16 protein-coding genes are annotated in these 17,513 nt (G+C 73.3%); 6 read left to right on the forward strand and 10 right to left on the reverse strand.

The genetic code is table 11. From position 1 onward, the window contains the following. Window positions 1–31: 31 nt before the first annotated feature. From HFV08_RS27485 to HFV08_RS27510, 6 genes are all read right to left on the reverse strand, one after another. A complete protein-coding gene (locus HFV08_RS27485) occupies window positions 32–3,025 on the reverse strand; it encodes an AAA family ATPase (RefSeq protein WP_168543160.1) in 2,994 nt (997 codons plus the stop codon). Next, on the reverse strand, window positions 3,022–4,185 hold the full coding sequence (locus HFV08_RS27490; protein WP_168543161.1) for an exonuclease SbcCD subunit D: 1,164 nt from the start codon (window positions 4,183–4,185) through the stop codon (window positions 3,022–3,024). The genes HFV08_RS27485 and HFV08_RS27490 overlap by 4 nt, the downstream gene beginning before the upstream one ends. Before the next feature lie 43 nt (window positions 4,186–4,228). Continuing rightward, window positions 4,229–4,975 (reverse strand): membrane protein YczE, encoded by a 747-nt coding sequence (gene yczE / locus HFV08_RS27495; protein ID WP_312885849.1) that lies wholly within the window; start codon window positions 4,973–4,975, stop codon window positions 4,229–4,231. A gap of 41 nt (window positions 4,976–5,016) precedes the next feature. Next, the gene (locus HFV08_RS27500; RefSeq protein WP_168543162.1) at window positions 5,017–6,297 is read right to left on the reverse strand and encodes a pyridoxal phosphate-dependent aminotransferase; all 1,281 of its coding nucleotides are present in this window, start codon (window positions 6,295–6,297) and stop codon (window positions 5,017–5,019) included. Between the two features lie 44 nt (window positions 6,298–6,341). Then, a complete protein-coding gene (locus HFV08_RS27505) occupies window positions 6,342–7,103 on the reverse strand; it encodes an iron-containing redox enzyme family protein (protein WP_168543163.1) in 762 nt (253 codons plus the stop codon). Window positions 7,104–7,676: 573 nt separating this feature from the next. Further along, complete coding sequence (locus tag HFV08_RS27510; RefSeq protein WP_168543164.1) at window positions 7,677–8,300, reverse strand: YigZ family protein; 624 nt, start codon at window positions 8,298–8,300, stop codon at window positions 7,677–7,679. Between the two features lie 144 nt (window positions 8,301–8,444). On the opposite strand from HFV08_RS27510, the gene HFV08_RS27515 reads away from it, so the two are divergent. Next, entirely contained in the window at window positions 8,445–8,852 is a 408-nt protein-coding gene (locus HFV08_RS27515; protein ID WP_168543165.1) for a CoA-binding protein, read from the forward strand. 34 nt (window positions 8,853–8,886) lie between these two features. Here HFV08_RS27515 and HFV08_RS27520 read toward each other — a convergent pair whose 3' ends face one another. After that, window positions 8,887–9,459 carry a helix-turn-helix domain-containing protein gene (locus HFV08_RS27520; RefSeq protein WP_040255217.1) on the reverse strand — a complete coding sequence of 191 codons (573 nt, stop codon included), beginning with the start codon at window positions 9,457–9,459 and terminating at the stop codon, window positions 8,887–8,889. A gap of 92 nt (window positions 9,460–9,551) precedes the next feature. Here HFV08_RS27520 and HFV08_RS27525 point away from each other — a divergent pair, with 92 nt between their 5' ends. Further along, on the forward strand, window positions 9,552–10,418 hold the full coding sequence (locus HFV08_RS27525) for a DMT family transporter (protein ID WP_168543166.1): 867 nt from the start codon (window positions 9,552–9,554) through the stop codon (window positions 10,416–10,418). A 17-nt stretch (window positions 10,419–10,435) separates the two neighbouring features. Here HFV08_RS27525 and HFV08_RS27530 read toward each other — a convergent pair whose 3' ends face one another. After that, window positions 10,436–11,245, reverse strand: coding sequence for an acyltransferase (locus HFV08_RS27530; RefSeq protein ID WP_168543167.1), 810 nt, complete (start codon window positions 11,243–11,245; stop codon window positions 10,436–10,438). Window positions 11,246–11,382: 137 nt separating this feature from the next. Between HFV08_RS27530 and HFV08_RS27535 the strand changes: the two genes are divergently transcribed. After that, on the forward strand, window positions 11,383–11,916 hold the full coding sequence (locus HFV08_RS27535; protein WP_168543168.1) for a gamma carbonic anhydrase family protein: 534 nt from the start codon (window positions 11,383–11,385) through the stop codon (window positions 11,914–11,916). Between the two features lie 55 nt (window positions 11,917–11,971). On the opposite strand, the gene HFV08_RS27540 is transcribed toward HFV08_RS27535, so the two are convergent. Further along, window positions 11,972–12,649 carry a DedA family protein gene (locus tag HFV08_RS27540; protein WP_168543169.1) on the reverse strand — a complete coding sequence of 226 codons (678 nt, stop codon included), beginning with the start codon at window positions 12,647–12,649 and terminating at the stop codon, window positions 11,972–11,974. 207 nt (window positions 12,650–12,856) lie between these two features. Beyond that, window positions 12,857–13,294: a DUF4442 domain-containing protein gene (locus HFV08_RS27545; protein WP_040255214.1), complete on the reverse strand. Its 438-nt coding sequence runs from the start codon at window positions 13,292–13,294 to the stop codon at window positions 12,857–12,859. 383 nt (window positions 13,295–13,677) lie between these two features. On the opposite strand from HFV08_RS27545, the gene HFV08_RS27550 reads away from it, so the two are divergent. From HFV08_RS27550 to HFV08_RS27560, 3 genes are all read left to right on the forward strand, one after another. Next, complete coding sequence (locus tag HFV08_RS27550; protein ID WP_312885850.1) at window positions 13,678–14,445, forward strand: DUF8017 domain-containing protein; 768 nt, start codon at window positions 13,678–13,680, stop codon at window positions 14,443–14,445. Between the two features lie 180 nt (window positions 14,446–14,625). After that, window positions 14,626–15,666, forward strand: coding sequence for a DUF8017 domain-containing protein (locus HFV08_RS27555; RefSeq protein WP_168543171.1), 1,041 nt, complete (start codon window positions 14,626–14,628; stop codon window positions 15,664–15,666). Window positions 15,667–15,925: 259 nt separating this feature from the next. After that, window positions 15,926–17,365, forward strand: a complete 1,440-nt coding sequence (locus HFV08_RS27560; protein WP_312885851.1) for an MFS transporter — start codon at window positions 15,926–15,928, stop codon at window positions 17,363–17,365. Window positions 17,366–17,513: the final 148 nt, after the last annotated feature.

The raw sequence follows: 17,513 nt of genomic DNA on the forward strand, positions 1-17,513 counted from the left end.
GGTTGCCCTCCGCCCGGGCGGCCGGGGCCGCTCACCCCGGCTCGCTGCGCAGCCGGACCGAGGATCCGGTACGCCCCTTCACCACCTCCAGCTGGGTGTGCACCCGGCGCCGCAGGTCGGCGACATGGCTGACGATGCCGACGCTGCGGTCCCGCTCGCGCAGCGAGTCCAGGACGTCCATGACCTCGTCGAGGGTCCCCTCGTCGAGGCTGCCGAAGCCCTCGTCGATGAAGAGGGTGTCCAAGCGGACGCCGCCCGCCTCCTCGGTGACCACATCGGCGAGGCCGAGCGCGAGGGCGAGGGAGGCGAAGAAGGTCTCGCCGCCGGAGAGGGTGGCGGTGTCGCGGGCCCGGCCGGTCCAGGCGTCCACGACATGCAGCCCGAGCCCCGAACGCCCGCGCCCGCTGCGGTCGTCGGAGTGCACCAGGGTGTAGCGGCCCGAGGACATCCGGGTCAGCCGCCGGCTCGCGGCCGCCGCGACCTGTTCGAGCCGCCCCGCGAGGACGTACGACTCCAGGCGCATCCGGCGCTCGTTCTCCGCGGAGGTCCCGGCGGCGAGCGTGGCGAGGCGGGCCACCCGGTCGTACTCCTCGCGCAGCGGTCCCCCGCGGCGTACCCCGGCGGCGGCCCGGCGGGAGAGCCGGTCGAGCTCCCGGCAGCGGGCCTCGGCCGCGTCGGTCGCGGAGGAGACCCGCTGCAGCGCACCGGCCGCGGCGCGCGCCGCCTCCTCGTCCGCCGCCACCGGGGCGGGCGGCTGGGCCGCGGCCCGCTCCAGGACCGGATCGGCGAGTACGGAGCGGACCTCGGCCTCCTCCCGCTGCCAGGCGTCGAGCCGGTGCTGGAGTGTCCGGTGGGCTTGGTCGTCCAGGAGGGCTTCCGCGGCGGCCCGGGGGGTGTCGAACCCGGCGCGAAAGGACTCGTCGGCGAGGCGGGCGTCGGCGGACTTGAGGCGCACCGCGGTGTCGGCGGCGAGCCGGGCCGCCTCCGCCGCCTGCTCCAACTGCTCCCGGAGCCGGTCCAGTTCGCGGGCGCGGGCGTCCACCGAGCCCTCGCCGCGCACCTGGGCCAGCTCGCGGTCCAGGGCGGTCTCCTCGCGGGCGAGCGCGTCGCGCAGGGAGGCGCGGGAGGCGGCGCGCTCGGCGGCCTGCTGGCGGCGGCCGAGCCTGCGCTCGTGCTCGGCCTCCGCGTGGCCGAGGGCCTCGCGCGCGGGATGCAGCTCGGAGGCGAGGTCTCTGGCCCGGCCGTGCTCGCGCAGCAGTTCTTCGTACTCCTCGTCCAGCAGGCCCAGCGGGGCACCGGTGGCCTCCGCGGTGGCCGCGGCGAGGGACTCGCGCAGCGCCGAGAGCGAGGCCTCGGCCCGGGCCCGCCGCTCCTCGGCCCGGCGGTGGCGCTCGAAGGCGGCCTCCTCCGCCTGCCGGTCCACATGCCCCTCGGACTTGCGGGCCGGTGCCGGGTGGTCCGGGGAGCCGCAGACCGCGCAGGGCTCGCCGGGGCGCAGCGCGGCGGCGAGTTCGGCGGCGAAGTGCTGGAGGCGGCGCTCCTTGAGGGAGAGCCACCGCTCGTGCGCCTCGGCCGCGCTCTCCCGGGCCCCGGTCAGGGCGGTTTCGGCGGTGGCGGTCTGCTCGGTGAGGTCCGCGCGCCGCCGGGCGGCGTCCAGGCGGGCGCGGGCGGGGGCGAGTCGGGCCGCGAGATGTTCGGCGCGGGTCAGCGCCTCCTGGCACTCCTCGACCCGGGCGCGCAGTGCCTCCCGGCGCTCGGGCCAGTCCGCGAGCCACTCCCCCGCCTCGTCCAGGGAGTCGGCGTCGGCCTGCTCCTGCTGGTCGAGTTCCCCCCGCTCGCGGCCGAGTTCGGCCTTGCGGTGCTCCGCGCGGCGGGCCGATTCCAGGGCGCCCAGCTCCCCGGCCGCGGTGCGCGCGGCCGCGCCGAGGGCGCTCGCCCCCGCCTCGGCGTACCGCGCGGGCAGGGCCGCCCGGGCGCGCCGCTCGGCCTCGGTGGCGCCCCGGTGTTCGGCCTCGGTGCTCTCCCGCAGGGCGAGGACGGGGGCGACCCGCTCGGCCTTGCGCGCCCGGGCCATGCGCTCCTCGGCCACGCGGTGCTCCCCGGCCCGCTCGGCGAGCCGCTCGGCCGCCGCGCGCGCGGTGGCGGCGCGCTCCTGCGCCCGGGCCAGTTCGCGGGTGCGGTCCAGTCGCTCCTGGGTCTCGGCGCGGGCGGTCTCGGCGGTGCCGCGGGCGGTGCGGGCCACGGTCAGCCGCTCGCGGGCGGCGCAGCGGGCGAGCGCGGCCCAGGTGAGGACGGCGGCGGCGAGGCCCGGCTCGCCCGGCGCGAGATCCGGCAGCGGGGTCTCTGCGGCCGGGCCCGCGGCCTGCTGCATCCGGTGCGCCTCGGCGAGGAGTTCGGCGTCGCCCTCGCGGACCGCCGCCTCGGCCTCCCGGCGGCGCTCGGCGAGCCACTGCTCGACGGCGGCGAAGCGGCCGGTGTCGAAGAGGCGGCCGAGGAGCCTGCCCCGGGCCTCGGCGTCGGCGCGCAGGAACCGGGCGAAGTCGCCCTGCGGCAGGAGCACGACCTGGCAGAACTGCTCGCGGCTCATGCCGAGCAGCTGGCCGATCTCCTCGCCGGTCTCCTGGTGGGAGCGGCTGAGCGCCTTCCACTCGGTGCCGTCGAACTCCCTCAGCCCGGTGGCCGCCTTCTCGACGGTGGTGCCGCTGCCCTTCTTCTTCGGCCGCTCCCAGGGCGGCTGCCGGGTGACCTCCAGACGGCGTCCGGCGACGGTGAACTCCAGGCAGACCGTGGTCCGTTGCCCCCCGTCCGCGTGGTCGCTGCGCAGCGAGAGGCCCTGGCCGTTCTGCCGGGCGCCGGGGACCGCCCCGTAGAGCGCGTAGCAGACGGCGTCCAGGACCGAGGTCTTGCCCGCGCCGGTGGGGCCGTGCAGCAGGAAGAGTCCGGCCGCGGAGAGGTTCTCGAAGTCGATGTCCTGGGCGGCGCCGAAGGGCCCGAAGGCCGTGAGCCGCAGCCGGTGCAGCCTCACCGGACCACCTCCCGGGCGGCGTCGGCGGCGCGCACCTCGTCGATCGCCTGCCGCAGCACCGCCGCCTCCGCCGCGTCGGCGGCGCTGCCGCGCACATGGGCGACGAAGTCCTCGGCGATCTGCTGGTCGCTGCGGTCGCGCAGCCGGCGGGCGTACGAGATCTCCGGTGCGCCCTCGGTGCGTTCGGGGGCGAAGACCAGGGTCAGGGTGTGCGGGAAGCGCGCGAGCAGGCGGGCCATCGGCTCGGCGGGGCGCGCGGCGTCGGTCAGGGTCGCCTCGATCCAGTGGTCCTCGTACCCGGTGAGCGCGGGGTCGGCGAGGAGTTCCGCCAGGGTGCCGCTGATCCTGGCGAGCGGGCGGGGTACGGGGGTGTCCAGCTGCTCGGCGGTCAGCGCGCCGTCCGCGCCGAGGTCGACGAGCCACATGCCCTTGCGGTGCCGGGCCTCGGAGAAGGAGTAGGCGAGCGGGGAGCCGGAGTAGCGCACCCGCTCGCCGAGCACCTGGCTGCCGTGCAGATGCCCGAGGGCCACGTAGTCCACGCCGTCGAAGACCGCGGCGGGGACGGAGGCGACCCCGCCCACGGTGATGTCGCGCTCGCTCTCGCTGGCCTGCCCGCCGGTGACGAAGGCGTGCGCGAGGACGACCGAGCGGGTGCCCGGCGGGCGTCCGGCGAGGTCCGCGCGGACCCGGTCCATGGCCTTGCCGAGGACCGCCTCGTGGCTGGTGCCCTCGGCGCCGAACTCGGCCTTCACCAGGGCCGGTTCCAGATAGGGAAGTCCGTAGCAGGCGACCTCGCCGTGCGCGTCGGAGAGGACCACGGGCACCTCGCAGGAGGCGGGGTCGGTGCGCAGGTGGATGCCTGCGCGGCCGATGAGTCCGGCGGCGACGCCGAGGCGGCGGGCCGAGTCGTGGTTGCCGGAGATCATCAGGGTGGGCACGTCCAGCGCGGCGAGCCGGTGCAGGGCCTGGTCGAACAACTCCACGGCGGCCAGCGGCGGGACCGCCCGGTCGTAGACGTCACCCGCCACCAGGACGGCGTCCACCTCCCGCGCGCGGACCACCTCGACCAGGTGGTCGATGAACTCCTCCTGGGCGCCGAGCATGTTCACGCGATGGAACGACCGGCCCAGGTGCCAGTCCGACGTGTGCAGCAACCTCATGGGCCCCGAGACTAACGGCCGGGTCCGACAACGCGGTCCCCGCTCAGGCCGCGGCCGGGCCGGGGGCCGCCGCCTCGCGCCCGGAGTCTCTCCGGTAGGCGAACCAGGGCAGGAAGAACTGGGTGACCGGCCCGACCAGCAGGGCGTACGCCACCGTGCCCACGCCCACGCTCCCGCCGAGGGTCCAGCCGACGGCGAGCACGGTGAGCTCGATCAGGGTGCGCACCAGGCCGATGGAGCGCTTGGTCACCGCGGACATGCCGGTCATCAGACCGTCCCGGGGGCCCGGCCCGAAGCGCGCGCCGACGTAGACGGCGATGGACAGGCCGTTGAGCACGACGCACCCGAGGAGCAGCCCGACCCGCTCGACGGCTCCGAGGTCGGCGGGGATGAGCCAGAGCCCGAGGTCCGAGGAGGAGCCGACGACCAGGATGTTGGCGAAGGTCCCCAGCGTGGGCTTCTGCTTGAGCGGGATCCACAGCAGCAGCACGAGTACGCCGAGGAGCGCGCTGATCATGCCGAAGCTCAGCGGGGTGTGCCGCTCCAGCCCCTCGTAGAGCACGCTCCAGGGGTTCACGCCCAGCGAGGAGCGCACCATGGCCGAGAGGCTGAACCCGTAGAGGGCGAGCCCCAGGAGCAGTTGGGGGAAGCGGCGGAAGGGGCGCTCCCCGAGCGGGACATAGGTCAGGGGCGGCAGCGGCGAGCGCCCGCGTGTGGCCCGGCGCCCGCCGCCCGCCCCCTGCGGGCGGCGGAGTGTGCGTCTGCTGCGGTCGGTGATGTCCTGCTCCACTCCGGTCGCCCTCCGGCGTCTGCTCGTCCGTGTAGTCGCGGTCAGGATTCCAGGTCGCGCAGAGCGTGCCTGATCCGCCGGCCCGCCTCGGTCAGCAGCGCGCCGGTACGGCCGCAGTTGATCCGGACATAGTGGCGCAGGTACTCCTCCTCTCCGAAGTGGTCGCCGCAGATGGTGGCGACCCTCGCCGCGGAGAGCAGGAAGGCGTCGGCACTCTCGTGGCCGCGCTTGCGGTAGGCCTCCTGGTAGGCCGAGAAGTCGACGAAGAGGAAGTAGCCGCCCTGCGGGACCTCGACCGCCAACTCGGGGACGGCACGCAGCTGTTCGAGCATGGCCTCCAGGTTGCCGCGCGCGGCCCTCGCCCGGTCGGTCGCCACCTCGTCCATCTCCGGCTGGAGCGCGAGGTGCGTCGCGACCTGGCCGTAGGTGGAGGCGAACGAGGTGAGGTTGACCTGGGCGCGTGCGCAGGCGTCCACGATGTCGGCGGGGCCGCAGAGGTAGCCGATCCGGTCGCCGTGCATGCCGTAGGTCTTGCCCGGTCCGGTGACGGCCACGGTCCACGGCCGCATGGAGAGGCTGCCACCATCTGCGCGCGGGACGTCGAGGGCGGCGAAGGTCCTGGCCCGCTCCCCCAGGATGTGCGCCTCGTACGGGGAGTCGAACAGGACGTACGCCGGGCTCTCGTCCCGGGCCTCGCGCCGCAGGTTGTGCTCGGCGAGGACCGCGGCCAGCGCGGTGAGTTCGGCGGTCGAGTAGACCTTGCCGGTCGGGTTGATGCAGTCGCCGAGCAGAACCAGCTTGGTCCGCTCGGAGAGTGCCGCCCGCAGGGCCGGCGCGGTCAGGCCCTCCCGGGCCGTCACCGGGACGGTTCTCGCGACGGCCTCGTGCAGCCGCACCATGTCGGAGTAGTGGGGCCAGTTGGGAACCGGGAGGACCACTTCGTCCCCCGGATCGAGCAGCGCGTGAAAGGCCGCGGATATCGAGCCTTTCACCCCACCGGGGGTGACCAGGATTTCCGTGTCCGGGTCGTAGGTGATTTTGTGGAGGCGCTCGACCCGTGCGGAGACGGATTCCCGCAGGAACGGAAATCCCCGGATCGGTGCGAAGGCGTGGATCGTGTCGGGTTGCGTTCTGATGAACTCGATGACCCCGCGGTCGATACGCGGGTCGGCCGGCAGATCAAGGGCACCGATACTGAGATCGATGACCTGTTCCTCCTCGGCGAGTCCGCGGTTGAGCGCCGCGAGTTTCGCGGCGGTGCCGTGGGTCGCCGATTCCGGAATACTCAGGACGGCATCGGAGATACCGCGGTTCTTTCGCACGTCGACGGGATTCACCTCGCCTCTCGATTCACCGCTCGGAGAGATCAACTCGCGGCCACGGCCTTGTACATGGCGTTCCACATGTCGAGTTGGATGTTCAGGGTCTCCCTCGCGCCGTAGGCGACCTCCGCGACGTCCGCCTCGGTACGGCAGTTGTTCACCACGCACCGCTTCGCGTCGGCGGCGTGCCGCTCCTCGACGCCCTCGTCGCCGACGTGGACGTCGAAGTAGATCTGGACGCGCTTCACGAACTCGTCCTCGCCGAGGCCCTTGCGGCTGGCGCGGAAGGCGGCGCGGCAGATCTGCAGCATGGGGTCGGCGTGCGACTCCAGGGCCGTCGCCACACCCAGCATCCGGTGGTAGTTGCCGCTCAGGAGCTCCAGGGTGCGCTCGCGGTAGGCCATGGTCTCGGGGATGAGCAGCTCGCTGTCGCGCGCCTCGCGGACGAGCAGCGGCTCCAGGCCGAACTCGACGCGGCCGTGCAGGTTGTGGGCGTTCTCCATCAGGATCTCGTGGCAGTGCTCGGCCACGCCGTCCCCGGTCTCCTCGTTGAGGATGTGGGAGAACAGCACCAGGGTGTCGCGGTCGTCGTGGGCCGCCGCCTGGGCGCAGACATAGGCGATCCCCTTGACCGTGCCCTCGGTCCGGTGGAAGAAGTTGGCGCGGTGCACGTCGAAGGTGCGGTCCGTCCACGGCGTGTTCGCCAGGAACGCGAAGTAGTCGTTCCCGTAGACGCGGTGCTGCTCCAGTTCCTCCAGTAGAGCGGTGACCTGAACCTGTATCGCGGTTTCACCGAGTTCCGTCATCTCGCGGCTGCTCCCTGTGCACGCAGGTTTCTGGATCGCGGCACCGCAGGGTTCTTCCGCGATCCACTGGATGAATTCCCCCCACCGGATCTCTCGCCCAGCCGGTTTCTCCTCCGCTGCCGCGCGTCCTCGCGGCGGAGGCGACGTCCTTTCGCCTCGCGAAGGATTACCGGGTTGCCCCGTAAATGCACCCCGCCGACAGTTTCGCGGGGCACACAAACCGACTGCAGAGCACTGTGGCATAGCGGGAGTTGACCGAGCCAGGTCACTCTCGGCCAGATGCGCTGCGGCAAATCGCGGATAAATCAGGCCGGAAATCCCTCACCCCGGAAACGGGCCGTACGGGCGCCTTCCGGCCTGCGTACGGCCGGTGAGACCGGCCCCCGGCGCCGCGCCCGAACCGCAGCGGTCACGGCCGCCCCGCGCGCCCCTCCGGCCACGGCGGACGGGCGCGCCCGCCGCCGCCCCTTGACTCAAAGCAAGCGCTCTCTGGCACCTCCCGCGTGCGGGCGGCGCCCGGAGCGCCCAGCCCCGGGAGCGCCCAGTCCCCGTTGCGCCCGGTCTTGGTTGCCCTCAGTCCCCGTACGCCTCGCCGCCGAGTTCGAGCGCGGCGGTGCCCGCGGTGGCGTCGGCCAGCCAGGCGCGGAAGGCGTCCACCTCGGCGTCCGGCAGGCCGATCTCCAGGGCCACCGACTCGGCGTAGCGCACCTCGCGCACCTGGCGTCCGGTGGCCCGCAGTTCGTTCTCCAGCTTGCCCGCGCGCTGGTGGTCCACGGTGACGGTGGCGATCCGGAACCGGCGCCGGGTGCGGGTGCCGAGCGCGTCGATCGCCTCGCCGACCGCGCCGCCGTAGGCGCGGATCAGACCGCCCGCGCCGAGTTTGACGCCGCCGTAGTAGCGGGTGACGACGGCGACCACGTACCGCAGGTCCCGGCGCAGCAGCATCTGGAGCATGGGCACCCCGGCGGTGCCGCCCGGTTCGCCGTCGTCGCTCGCCTTCTGGACCGAGGCGTCGGCGCCGATCACGTACGCGAAGCAGTGGTGGCCGGCGTCCGGGTGCCGGGCCCGGATCCCGGCGACGAAGTCCTGGGCCTCCCGCTCGGTCGCCGCGGGCGCGAGGGCGCACCGGAAGCGCGAGCGGTTGACCTCGGTCTCGTGCACTCCGGCCGCGGCCACGGTGCGGTACTCGTCCGGCATCCGGCCAGGGTATGCGGCCGGGTTGCGGCTACCGTGCCGGGGCCGGGCGGGAGCCGGGCGGCGGGAATCCCGGGACCCGCCCGGAGGTTGTGCCCAGGAGAGGCGGCAGGGCCGCACCGGGCAGCCGAGGACGGGAGAGCGCGCATGTACGGCGACAAGGAGACGGTCCGGCGGATCCTGGACGAGACCGGGGACACCTGGGCCGTGGTGGGCCTGTCCGCCAACTCCGAGCGCGCCGCCTACGGGGTGGCCCGCGTCCTGCAGCGCTACGGGAAGCGGATCGTGCCCGTGCATCCCAAGGCGGAGACGGTGCACGGCGAGCGGGGCTACGCCTCCCTCGCCGAGGTGCCCTTCCCGGTCGATGTCGTCGATGTCTTCGTCAACAGCGCGCTCGCCGGTGCGGTGGCCGACGAGGCGGTGGCCGCCGGGGCGCGAGCGGTCTGGTTCCAGCTGGGCGTGGTGGACGAGGAGGCGTACGCGCGCACCACGGCCGCGGGCCTGGACATGGTGATGGACCGCTGCCCGGCCATCGAGATCGGCGCCGCGGGCTGACCGCCCCGCAACGCCCCTGACCCCGCCGGTCCGCTCAACCCGCGGGCGGCACCGAGACGGTGAGCGTCATCTCCATGGGCTCCTCGCCCTCGTTGCGGTAGCCGTGCGGCACCCCCGACTCGAAGCTGGCCGAGGCGCCCGCCGGGACCTGGTGCCGGGCGCCGTCCACGAGGAGGGTGAGCACCCCGGAGCGTACGTGCAGCATCTCGACGGTGCCGCGGGGGTGCGGGTCGGACTCGCTGCCCTCGCCGGGCATCAGGCGCCAGGACCAGAGTTCGAGCGGGCCGCGCTTCTCGGTGCCGACGAGCAGCACCGCCTGGCTGCCCGCCTCGGTCGTCCACATCCGCACCGCCTGCTCCTCGGGCACGACCCGTACCTGCGGGCCCTGCTCGTAGTCGAGGAGCGTGGTGATGCTGATGCCGAGGGCGTCGGCGAGCTTCACGGTGGTGCCCACGCTCGGATTGGTGCGGGCCTGCTCGATCTGGATGATCATGCCGCGGCTGACCCCGGACCGCGCGGCGAGCGCGTCGAGGGTGTAGCCGCGCTCCGTGCGCCAGCGCTTGAGGTTGCGGGCCAGGGACTGGGTGAGCTGGTCGAGGTCCGACACGTACCGTCCAATATTCTGGATGACGCAGTTCAGTTTGTTGAACTACGATGTGGTGCACCCGAAGGTCCACCACACTGTACGGCGAGGTCCCCATGACAGCACTCCTGGCCCTGGCGACGAGCGCCCTGTGGGGCTTCGCCGACTTCGGCGGCGGGCTGCTCACCCGGCGGATACCCGCCCTCACCGTGGTCGTGGTCTCCCAGACCCTGGCCGTGGTGGTCCTCGGCGCCCTGGTGCTCGCCACCGGCGGCCCGCGGGAGGCGGACGGTGCCCTCTGGTACGCGGTCGCCGCGGGCGTGGTCGGCCCGGTCGCGATGCTGGCCTTCTACCGGGCGCTCGCCCTCGGGCCGATGGGCGTGGTCTCCCCGCTGGGCTCGGTGGGCGTGGCCGTCCCGGTCGGCATCGGGCTGCTCCTCGGCGAGCGCCCCGGGCTGCTGCAGTGCGCGGGCATCGGGGTCGCGGTGGCGGGCGTACTGCTCGCCGGGGGGCCGCAGTTGCGGGGCGCCCCGGTGCAGCGCCAGGCCATCGGGCTGACGCTGCTCGCCGCCGTCGGCTTCGGCGCGGTGATGGCCCTGATCGCCGAGGCCTCCAGCACGCTCACCGGACTCTTCCTCGCCCTGTTCGTACAGCGGATCACCAATGTGGCCACCGGCGGCGCGGCCCTGTGGCTCACCGTGCGGCGCGGCGCACCGGCCCTGCCCGAGGACGGCGGCTGGACCGCGATCCGGGGCTCGCTCGGCGCGCTGGCCTTCGTCGGCCTGGCCGATGTCGCCGCCAACGGCACCTACGCGCTGGCCGCCCAGCGCGGCCCCGTCACCGTGGCCGCCGTCCTCGCCTCGCTCTACCCGGTGGTCACCGCGCTCGCCGCCCGCGGCGTCCTCGGCGAACGCCTGAAGTGGGTCCAGACCGCGGGCGCCGGACTCGCCCTCCTCGGCACGGTCCTCCTCGCCACCGGCTGATCCCGGCCCCGAAGGGCTCAGTGCTCCGAGGGCAGGTCCCCGGCTCCGGGTCCGCCCGGCGCCTGCGGCAGGGACTCCAGGTCGAGCAGCTGCTCCGGGGTCACGTCCTCCAGGGCCCGCAGCTGCTCGGGGGTCACGCCCTCCGGGATGGGCACCGGCGGCGGCGTACGCAGCGGCGGCTGCCAGCCCGACTCCGGGTCCCAGCGGCGCACGACCCGGGCCGGGGCCCCGGCGACCACCGAGTGCGCGGGCACCTCACCGCGCACCACGGCGCCGGCGGCCACCACCACATTGCGCCCGAGCCGCACCCCCGGCAGGATCACCGCGCCCGTACCGATCCAGCAGCCGGGACCGATCTCCACCGGGTCCATCCGCGGCCACTGCTTGCCGATGGGCTCGTGCGGATCGTCGTACGAATGGTTGGTGGACGTCACGTACACATAGGGGCCGAAGTAGCAGTCCGCGCCGATGGTGACGGAGGTGTCGGCGATGAGATGGCTGCCGCGGCCGAGGACGACGCCGTTGCCGATCCGCAGGATGGGCTCGGGGCCGAGGTCCAGATCGGGCATCATCCCGGCGGTCAGCGTGACCTGCTCGCCGATGATGCAGTGGTCGCCGAGGTGGATCCACGGCTCGCCGAAGACCGTGCCGAGCGGGAAGGCCAGCCGGGTGCCGGTACCGATGGCGCCGAACCGCAGCCGCCCCGGGTGCTCCGCGGTCACCGCACCGGTCCGCCGGACCCAGTCCCAGACCGTGTGCACGGCACGCTGACCGAGGTCGCGCCGCCGGCCGGCCAGGGACGAGAACACGTTCTTGCTCTTCGTCACGCGCCCACCGTACTCACGCACCTCGGACCCCCACCTTCCGGCACCCTGTGATCTTCACCCCAACCGCTCCCGCCCGCGGCGGCCCTCGCTACGGTTCGGTGACCGCCGTCCGGCGGTTCCGGCACGAGGAGGCGGCAGTGGAGCACACGGCGTTGATCGCGGCGATCGGCGGCAAGGAACCGCGGGTGCACGAGACGGCGTTCACCGCGGCCACCGCGGTGGTGCTCGGCGAGGTGACCCTGCACGCGGGCGCGAGCGCCTGGTACCACGCGGTGCTGCGCGGCGACGGCGGCCCCATCGAGATCGGCGAGGGCAGCAACATCCAGGACAACTGCACCGTGCACGCCGACCCCGGCTTCCCGGTACGCGTCGGCGCGGGCGTCACGGTGGGCCACAACGCCGTCCTGCACGGCTGCACCATCGGCGACGACTGCCTCGTCGGCATGGGCGCCACGGTGCTCAACGGGGCGGTGATCGGCGCCGGTTCACTCGTCGCCGCCCAGGCTCTGGTGCCGCAGGGCATGGAGATCCCGCCGGGCTCGCTGGTGGCGGGGGTGCCCGCGAAGGTACGGCGCTCCCTCACCGCGGAGGAACTCGAACTCGTCAAGGCGAACGGCGCCGTGTACGTGGACCTCGCGAAGGAGCACCCCGAGAGCTTCGGGGAGGGCTGAGACCGGGGAGGGCCGAGGCCCCGGGAGAGCGGCGAGGGACCCCGTACCGTCGGCGTCAGTCGGTGGCCGCGACCGCGGTGCTCTCCGCGGTCCCGGCCGGACTCCCCGCGGCCTCCGCCTCGGCCTCGGCCACCATCTTCGCCGTACGCCGCTTCACCACCAGGAACGAGACCAGGCCGATGACGACGGCCAGCACGAGCCCGAGATAGGAGAAGCGCTTCAGCCAGGACTCGGCGACCACGCCCACGTAGTAGATGACGGCCGTGGTGCCGCCCGCCCAGACGATGCCGCCGAGGACATTGGCGACGAAGAACTTCCAGTACGGCATGCGCAGCACCCCGGCGAGCGGACCGGCGAAGATCCGCAGCAGCGCCACGAACCTGCCGAAGAAGACCGCCCACATCCCCCACCGCTGGAAGGACCGCTCGGCGGCGCCGACATGGCCCTCGCTGAAGTGCTTCGGGAACTTGCGGCCCAGCCAGGCGAGCAGGGGGCGGCCGCCCTTGCGTCCGATGGCGTAGCCGATGGAGTCGCCGATCACGGCCCCCGCGGTGGCGCAGACGCCCACCAGGACCGGGTTGACCCCGCCGTGCTGCGAGGACAGCAGCGCCGCCGAGACGAGGACGATCTCGCCCGGCAGCGGGATGCCGAGGCTCTCCAGACCGATGACCGCGGCCACCAGGGCGTACACCGCCACCGCGGGAATGCTGTCGAGCCACTCCTGGACGTGCACGTCCGGTCCCTTCCCTCGCTCCGCTCGCCTCGGCCGCCGGCTCACCCCGAGCGGCCGGGCACCCGGCGAAGCCTACCGGTTCACCGGGGACCGGCCGGGGCGCCGGGAAGGAGGGAGGTGAGGAAGGAAGGAGGAAGGAACAGAGGGAGGCAGAAGGGAAGGGGACCCGCCGCGAGCATTGCCGACGGCCGGGGCCGCGGCCGTCCGTCAGCCGTTGGGCCGCAGGGTCCAGACGACGGTCATCTCACCGGTGACGGCGCCGTCCTCGCGCGCGATCGCGATGCTCACGGGGAACTCGGGCCGCCCGCCCGCGTCCAGTTCGGCGATCACCTCGGAGGCGGGCCGCCCCAGCGTCGCGGTGGCGGTGACCCGGCCCCGCGCCAGCTTCTTGTACGCGATGTCCGCCCGGACGGCCAGCGGCACGGCCCGGGTGAGCTGCTCCCCGAAGGCGGTGAGCACGATCGCCCCGCTCGCGGACTCGGCCAGCGTGAACATCGCCCCGGCGTGCGGCCCGGCCACATGGTTGTGGAAGTCCGGCTGGTCGGGCAGCGCGAGCACCGCCTTGTCCGCCGTGGTCTCGATGAACTCCAGGTTCAGCGTCCGCACCATCGGCACCGTGGCGGCGAGCAGCTCGCCGATCGACATCTCTCCATCGCTCATGAACGCGAGGTTACCCACCAGTAAGACGACTTGGCCAGGAGGGATTCCGCCGGGTGAGGCAGAACACGGTCGGCGGGAGACACCTCTGAGGTGGACATGGACCCGCTCATCTAGGCTACGGAGCCATGTGGCCAGGAGAGCAGCCGCCCGGGGGCGGACAGAACCCGCAGCAGTCGACGCCGGGGACACCGAATCCCTATCAGCAGCCCGGAGTTCCGTACCCGAACCCGCCCCAGCAGCCCGGCGGGCATCCGTACCCGACGGCCGGACCGCAGGGCCCCGCTCCCTGGAACGCGCCGACGCAGCCGGGCGGGCCCCTGCCGCCCGCACAGCCCCCCGGCGGGTCCGGGCGCGGCAGCACCCGGCTCATGGTGGCGGGCGCCGCCGTACTCGCGGTTGCCGCCGCTGCCGTCGGCGCCTTCCTGTTCCTCGGAGGGGACGAGGACAACGGGGACAAGGAGGCGGCACCCGGGCCCAGCGGCTCCGCCTCGGCCTCACCGACCGGGAATCCGCGCGAGGAGGGCGGCCTGAAGCCCACCGTCGCGGGCTGGCAGACCGTCGCCGACACCGGACGCGGAATGGCCTTCGACGTACCGGCCGAGTGGAACCTCAAGGCGCGGAGCTGGGTGAGCTGGGTCGAAGACGAGTCCGATCCGGAGCTCAAGCCACTGATCGGCGTCGCAGGTCCCGCCTTCCTCAAGGAGAAGTGGTGCAGCAGCGACGAGGACCGCGACGGCACCCGGAGTGACACGGCACTCGCCACCACCGGCTCCCGGAGCAACAAGGGCGCCCGCAGCACACGGGAGGCGGCGGTCGACGACGCGCAGAAGTGGGTCTACGGCGGATACGCCCAGCCCCGCCGCAAGGCGGTGAAGGCGGGTACGGCCGAGGAGTACACCACTACTTCCGGCCTCAAGGGGACGGTCGCCACGGCCAGTTCGTCCGGTGCACCGGACACGGACAAGTGCGACAGCGAGGGCAAGGCCACCGTCTTCTCCTTCGAGAACGGCGACGGCCAGATCACCTCCTGGGCCTTCTTCGGCGCGAGCGAGGTCGAGGACGAGGTTCCGGACAGCACGATCCGCAAGATCCTCTCCACGGTCCGACTCGTCGAGGGCGGCGGAAAGACGTCCTGACCCGGGCAGTTCGGCACGGGCGGTTCAGCTCGGGCAGTTCGGCACGGCCGCGCTCGAACGGAACACATCCGGCAGCTTGCGGCGAGAGGCCCGACTCGCGCCTTTTGGCCAAGCTCCCGGTACAGCCTTGACAAGGGCCGGTGACCAAATCGTGTCCCCGGCGCCACTAAGGTACGGCTCATGTGGCCAGGACAGCAGCCGCCCGGGGGCGAGCAGAACCCGCAGGACCAGAACCCGTACCAGCAGCCGGGTTACCAGCAGCCGAATCCCTATCAGCAGCCGGGATATCAGCAGGGCAACCAGTACCAGCAGCCGGGACAGCCCGGGCAGCCGGGTGGCTGGAGTGCGCCCACCGTACCGATGGGCTCCCCGCCTCCGCCGCCGAACGGCGGGAACGGCAAGCAGACGAAGATTGTCGCGATCGTGGCGGCCGCCGCCGTGGTCGTCACGGCCGGTGTCACCGGTTTCCTGGTCCTCGGCGGCGACAAGGACGACGAGGCCAAGGACGACAAGGGCAAGGACAAGCCCAGCGCCTCGGCCTCGGCCAAGCCCAGCAAGGAGCCCGAGTCCACGCCGACCGGCGGCGGGGACAATCCGCGCGGCGGCGGCAACGCCATCAAGCCGACCATCGCGGGCTGGCAGGTCGTGGTCAACCCGAAGTGGGGCACCGCCTTCGACGTCCCGCCGGACTGGGAGCTGCAGAGCCCGGACACCCTGATCGGCTTCGAGGACGACAAGAGCACCACCGGCAAGCCGCTGATCACCATGTCGGCCCCCGCCTACTACAAGTCCAAGTGGTGCGAGTCCGACGAGGACAAGGACGGCACCAAGGACACCACGGCGCTCGGCGCGGTCGGCACCAAGGGCGCCGACGGTGCCAAGGACGAGAACGAGGCCGCGGTCAACCAGGTCCCGTGGTGGGTCTTCGGCGGGTACACGCAGCCCGACAAGAAGAGCATCAAGTTCGACAAGAAGGCGAAGTCCTACACCACCAAGTCCGGCATCAAGGGCAAGCTCGCCCGTGCCGAGTCGACGAACACCCCGCAGACGGGCAAGTGCGCCAGTGACGGCAAGGCTCTGACCTTCGGCTTCAAGAACTCCAAGGGCAACTTCGTGGCCTGGAACCTCTACGGGGCCAAGGGTGTCAAGGACGAGATCCCCGAGAAGACCATCATGAAGATCCTCAGCACCGTCCGCTTGCACGGCAACCCGACGGGCTGATCCGGGCACTCAGTTCCGGCCACCGGTCCCCGTGACCCCGCCCGGCCGGGGGCGGACCACCTCACCACGAGGGGTCCCGCCCCCGGCCGTCGCGTTTTCCGGGTCTGGGCCTAACTCCCGTGCACGGAAGGGGAGTTCCGGCGCCTCGGACCCGTACTGCCGCCACGAGGCGGGGAGCGTACGCGGATCTCCCGGCCCCTCGGCGGGCCTACGGGAAATCGTTTGCCGGGAGCCTCGTCCACCGGGGACAGTGCCTCCCGTGAGCCGATTCCACCCCCGCTTCTCGCCTACCCACTGGGCGGGCCGCAACTACTCGCTGCTGACCGCCGCGACCGTCATCACCAACCTCGGCAGCCACGGCGCCCTCATCGCCGCCGCCTTCGCGGTGATCGAGACCGGGGGCGACAGCGGGGACGTGGGGCTGGTGGCAGCGGCGCGGACCCTGCCCCTCGTCCTCTTCCTGCTGATCGGCGGCGCGGTCGCGGACCGGCTGCCCCGGCACCGGGTGATGGTCGCGGCCAACGCCCTCAACTGCCTCTCCCAGGCGGCCTTCGCGGTGCTCGTGCTCGGCGGGGAACCGGTGCTCTGGCAGATGATGGCGCTCACCGCACTCGGCGGCACCGGGCAGGCCTTCTTCAACCCGGCCTCCGAGGGCATGTTGATGTCCTCGGTCTCCCGCGAGCAGGCCGGACGCGCCTTCGCCTTCTACCGGATGGCGATGCACGGCGCCGGGATCGGCGGGGCCGCGCTCGGCGGGGCGCTCGTCGCCGCCCTCGGCCCCGGCTGGGTACTGGCCGTGGACGCCGCCGCCTTCGCGCTCGCGGGCGCCCTGCGCGCCTTCCTGGACGTCGGCCACATCCCGCGCCGCCCGCCCGGCGGCGGCATGCTGCGCGATCTGCTCGACGGCTGGCGGGAGTTCACCGGGCGCAGCTGGCTGTGGAGCATCGTCGCGCAGTTCTCCGTGGTGGTCGCCGTCATCGGCGCCGCGGAGGCGGTGTACGGGCCGATGGTGGCGCGGGACGAACTCGGCGGCGCCGGTCCCTGGGGCCTGGTACTCGGCGCCTTCGGTGCCGGAACCGTCGCCGGCGCCTTCCTGATGATGCGCTGGAAACCGCGCCGGCTGCTGCTCGCGGGCACCCTGTGCGTCTTCCCGCTCGCCCTGCCCTCGGCAGCGCTGGCCGTGCCGCTGCCGATACCGGGCCTCGCCTCGGTGATGTTCGCGAGCGGGGTCGCCATCGAGGTCTTCGGCGTCGCCTGGATCACCGCGCTGCACCAGGAGATCCCGGAGGAGAAGTTTTCCCGGGTCTCGGCCTACGACTGGTTCGGCTCCATCGCCATGGTGCCGCTGGCCACCGCCCTCGCGGGTCCCGTGGAGGGCGCCGTCGGGCGGAGCACCGCGCTGTGGGCCTGCGCCGCCCTGGTCGTCCTGGTCACCGCGGCCGTCCTCTTCGTCCCCGAGGTACGCACGCTGACCCGGCGCTCGACCACGGAGGGCGCAGGGGGCGCGGGATCCGCAGGGGACGCGGGGGTCACCGAAGCGCCCGCGCCCACCGGGTCTGTGAAAACCGCCGAGCCCGGGAAGGCCGCCGAAGCCCCTCCCCCGGTCCCCGCCCCGACGACCGCTCCGGCGAAGGCCCCCGCCCTGGCCGCCAACTCCCTGGAGGACGTACCGGATCCGGGCCCGGCCGCGACCTCGTAGCAGGCACGCGCAGCAAGTACCTCGTAGCAGGCACCTCGTACGAAGTCCGGGCCTGGAGGCAGTACGAGCCCGAAGGCGGTACGCGCCTGGAGGCGGTACGAGCCCGGGAGCCCCTTCGCAGTCCGGGACGCATCGCGCGGGACCCGGG

It is taken from the genome of Streptomyces physcomitrii (assembly GCF_012273655.1).
GTDB lineage: Bacteria > Actinomycetota > Actinomycetes > Streptomycetales > Streptomycetaceae > Streptomyces > Streptomyces physcomitrii.

Coding starts and splice junctions, on each gene's coding strand:
- HFV08_RS27490 (WP_168543161.1), bottom strand. CDS start 4,185: ATGAGGTTGCTGCACACGTCGGACTGGCACCTGGGCCGGTCGTTCCAT.
- HFV08_RS27505 (WP_168543163.1), bottom strand. CDS start 7,103: ATGACGGAACTCGGTGAAACCGCGATACAGGTTCAGGTCACCGCTCTA.
- HFV08_RS27510 (WP_168543164.1), bottom strand. CDS start 8,300: ATGCCGGACGAGTACCGCACCGTGGCCGCGGCCGGAGTGCACGAGACC.
- HFV08_RS27515 (WP_168543165.1), top strand. CDS start 8,445: ATGTACGGCGACAAGGAGACGGTCCGGCGGATCCTGGACGAGACCGGG.
- HFV08_RS27525 (WP_168543166.1), top strand. CDS start 9,552: ATGACAGCACTCCTGGCCCTGGCGACGAGCGCCCTGTGGGGCTTCGCC.
- HFV08_RS27545 (WP_040255214.1), bottom strand. CDS start 13,294: ATGTCGATCGGCGAGCTGCTCGCCGCCACGGTGCCGATGGTGCGGACG.
- HFV08_RS27550 (WP_312885850.1), top strand. CDS start 13,678: ATGGTGGCGGGCGCCGCCGTACTCGCGGTTGCCGCCGCTGCCGTCGGC.
- HFV08_RS27555 (WP_168543171.1), top strand. CDS start 14,626: ATGTGGCCAGGACAGCAGCCGCCCGGGGGCGAGCAGAACCCGCAGGAC.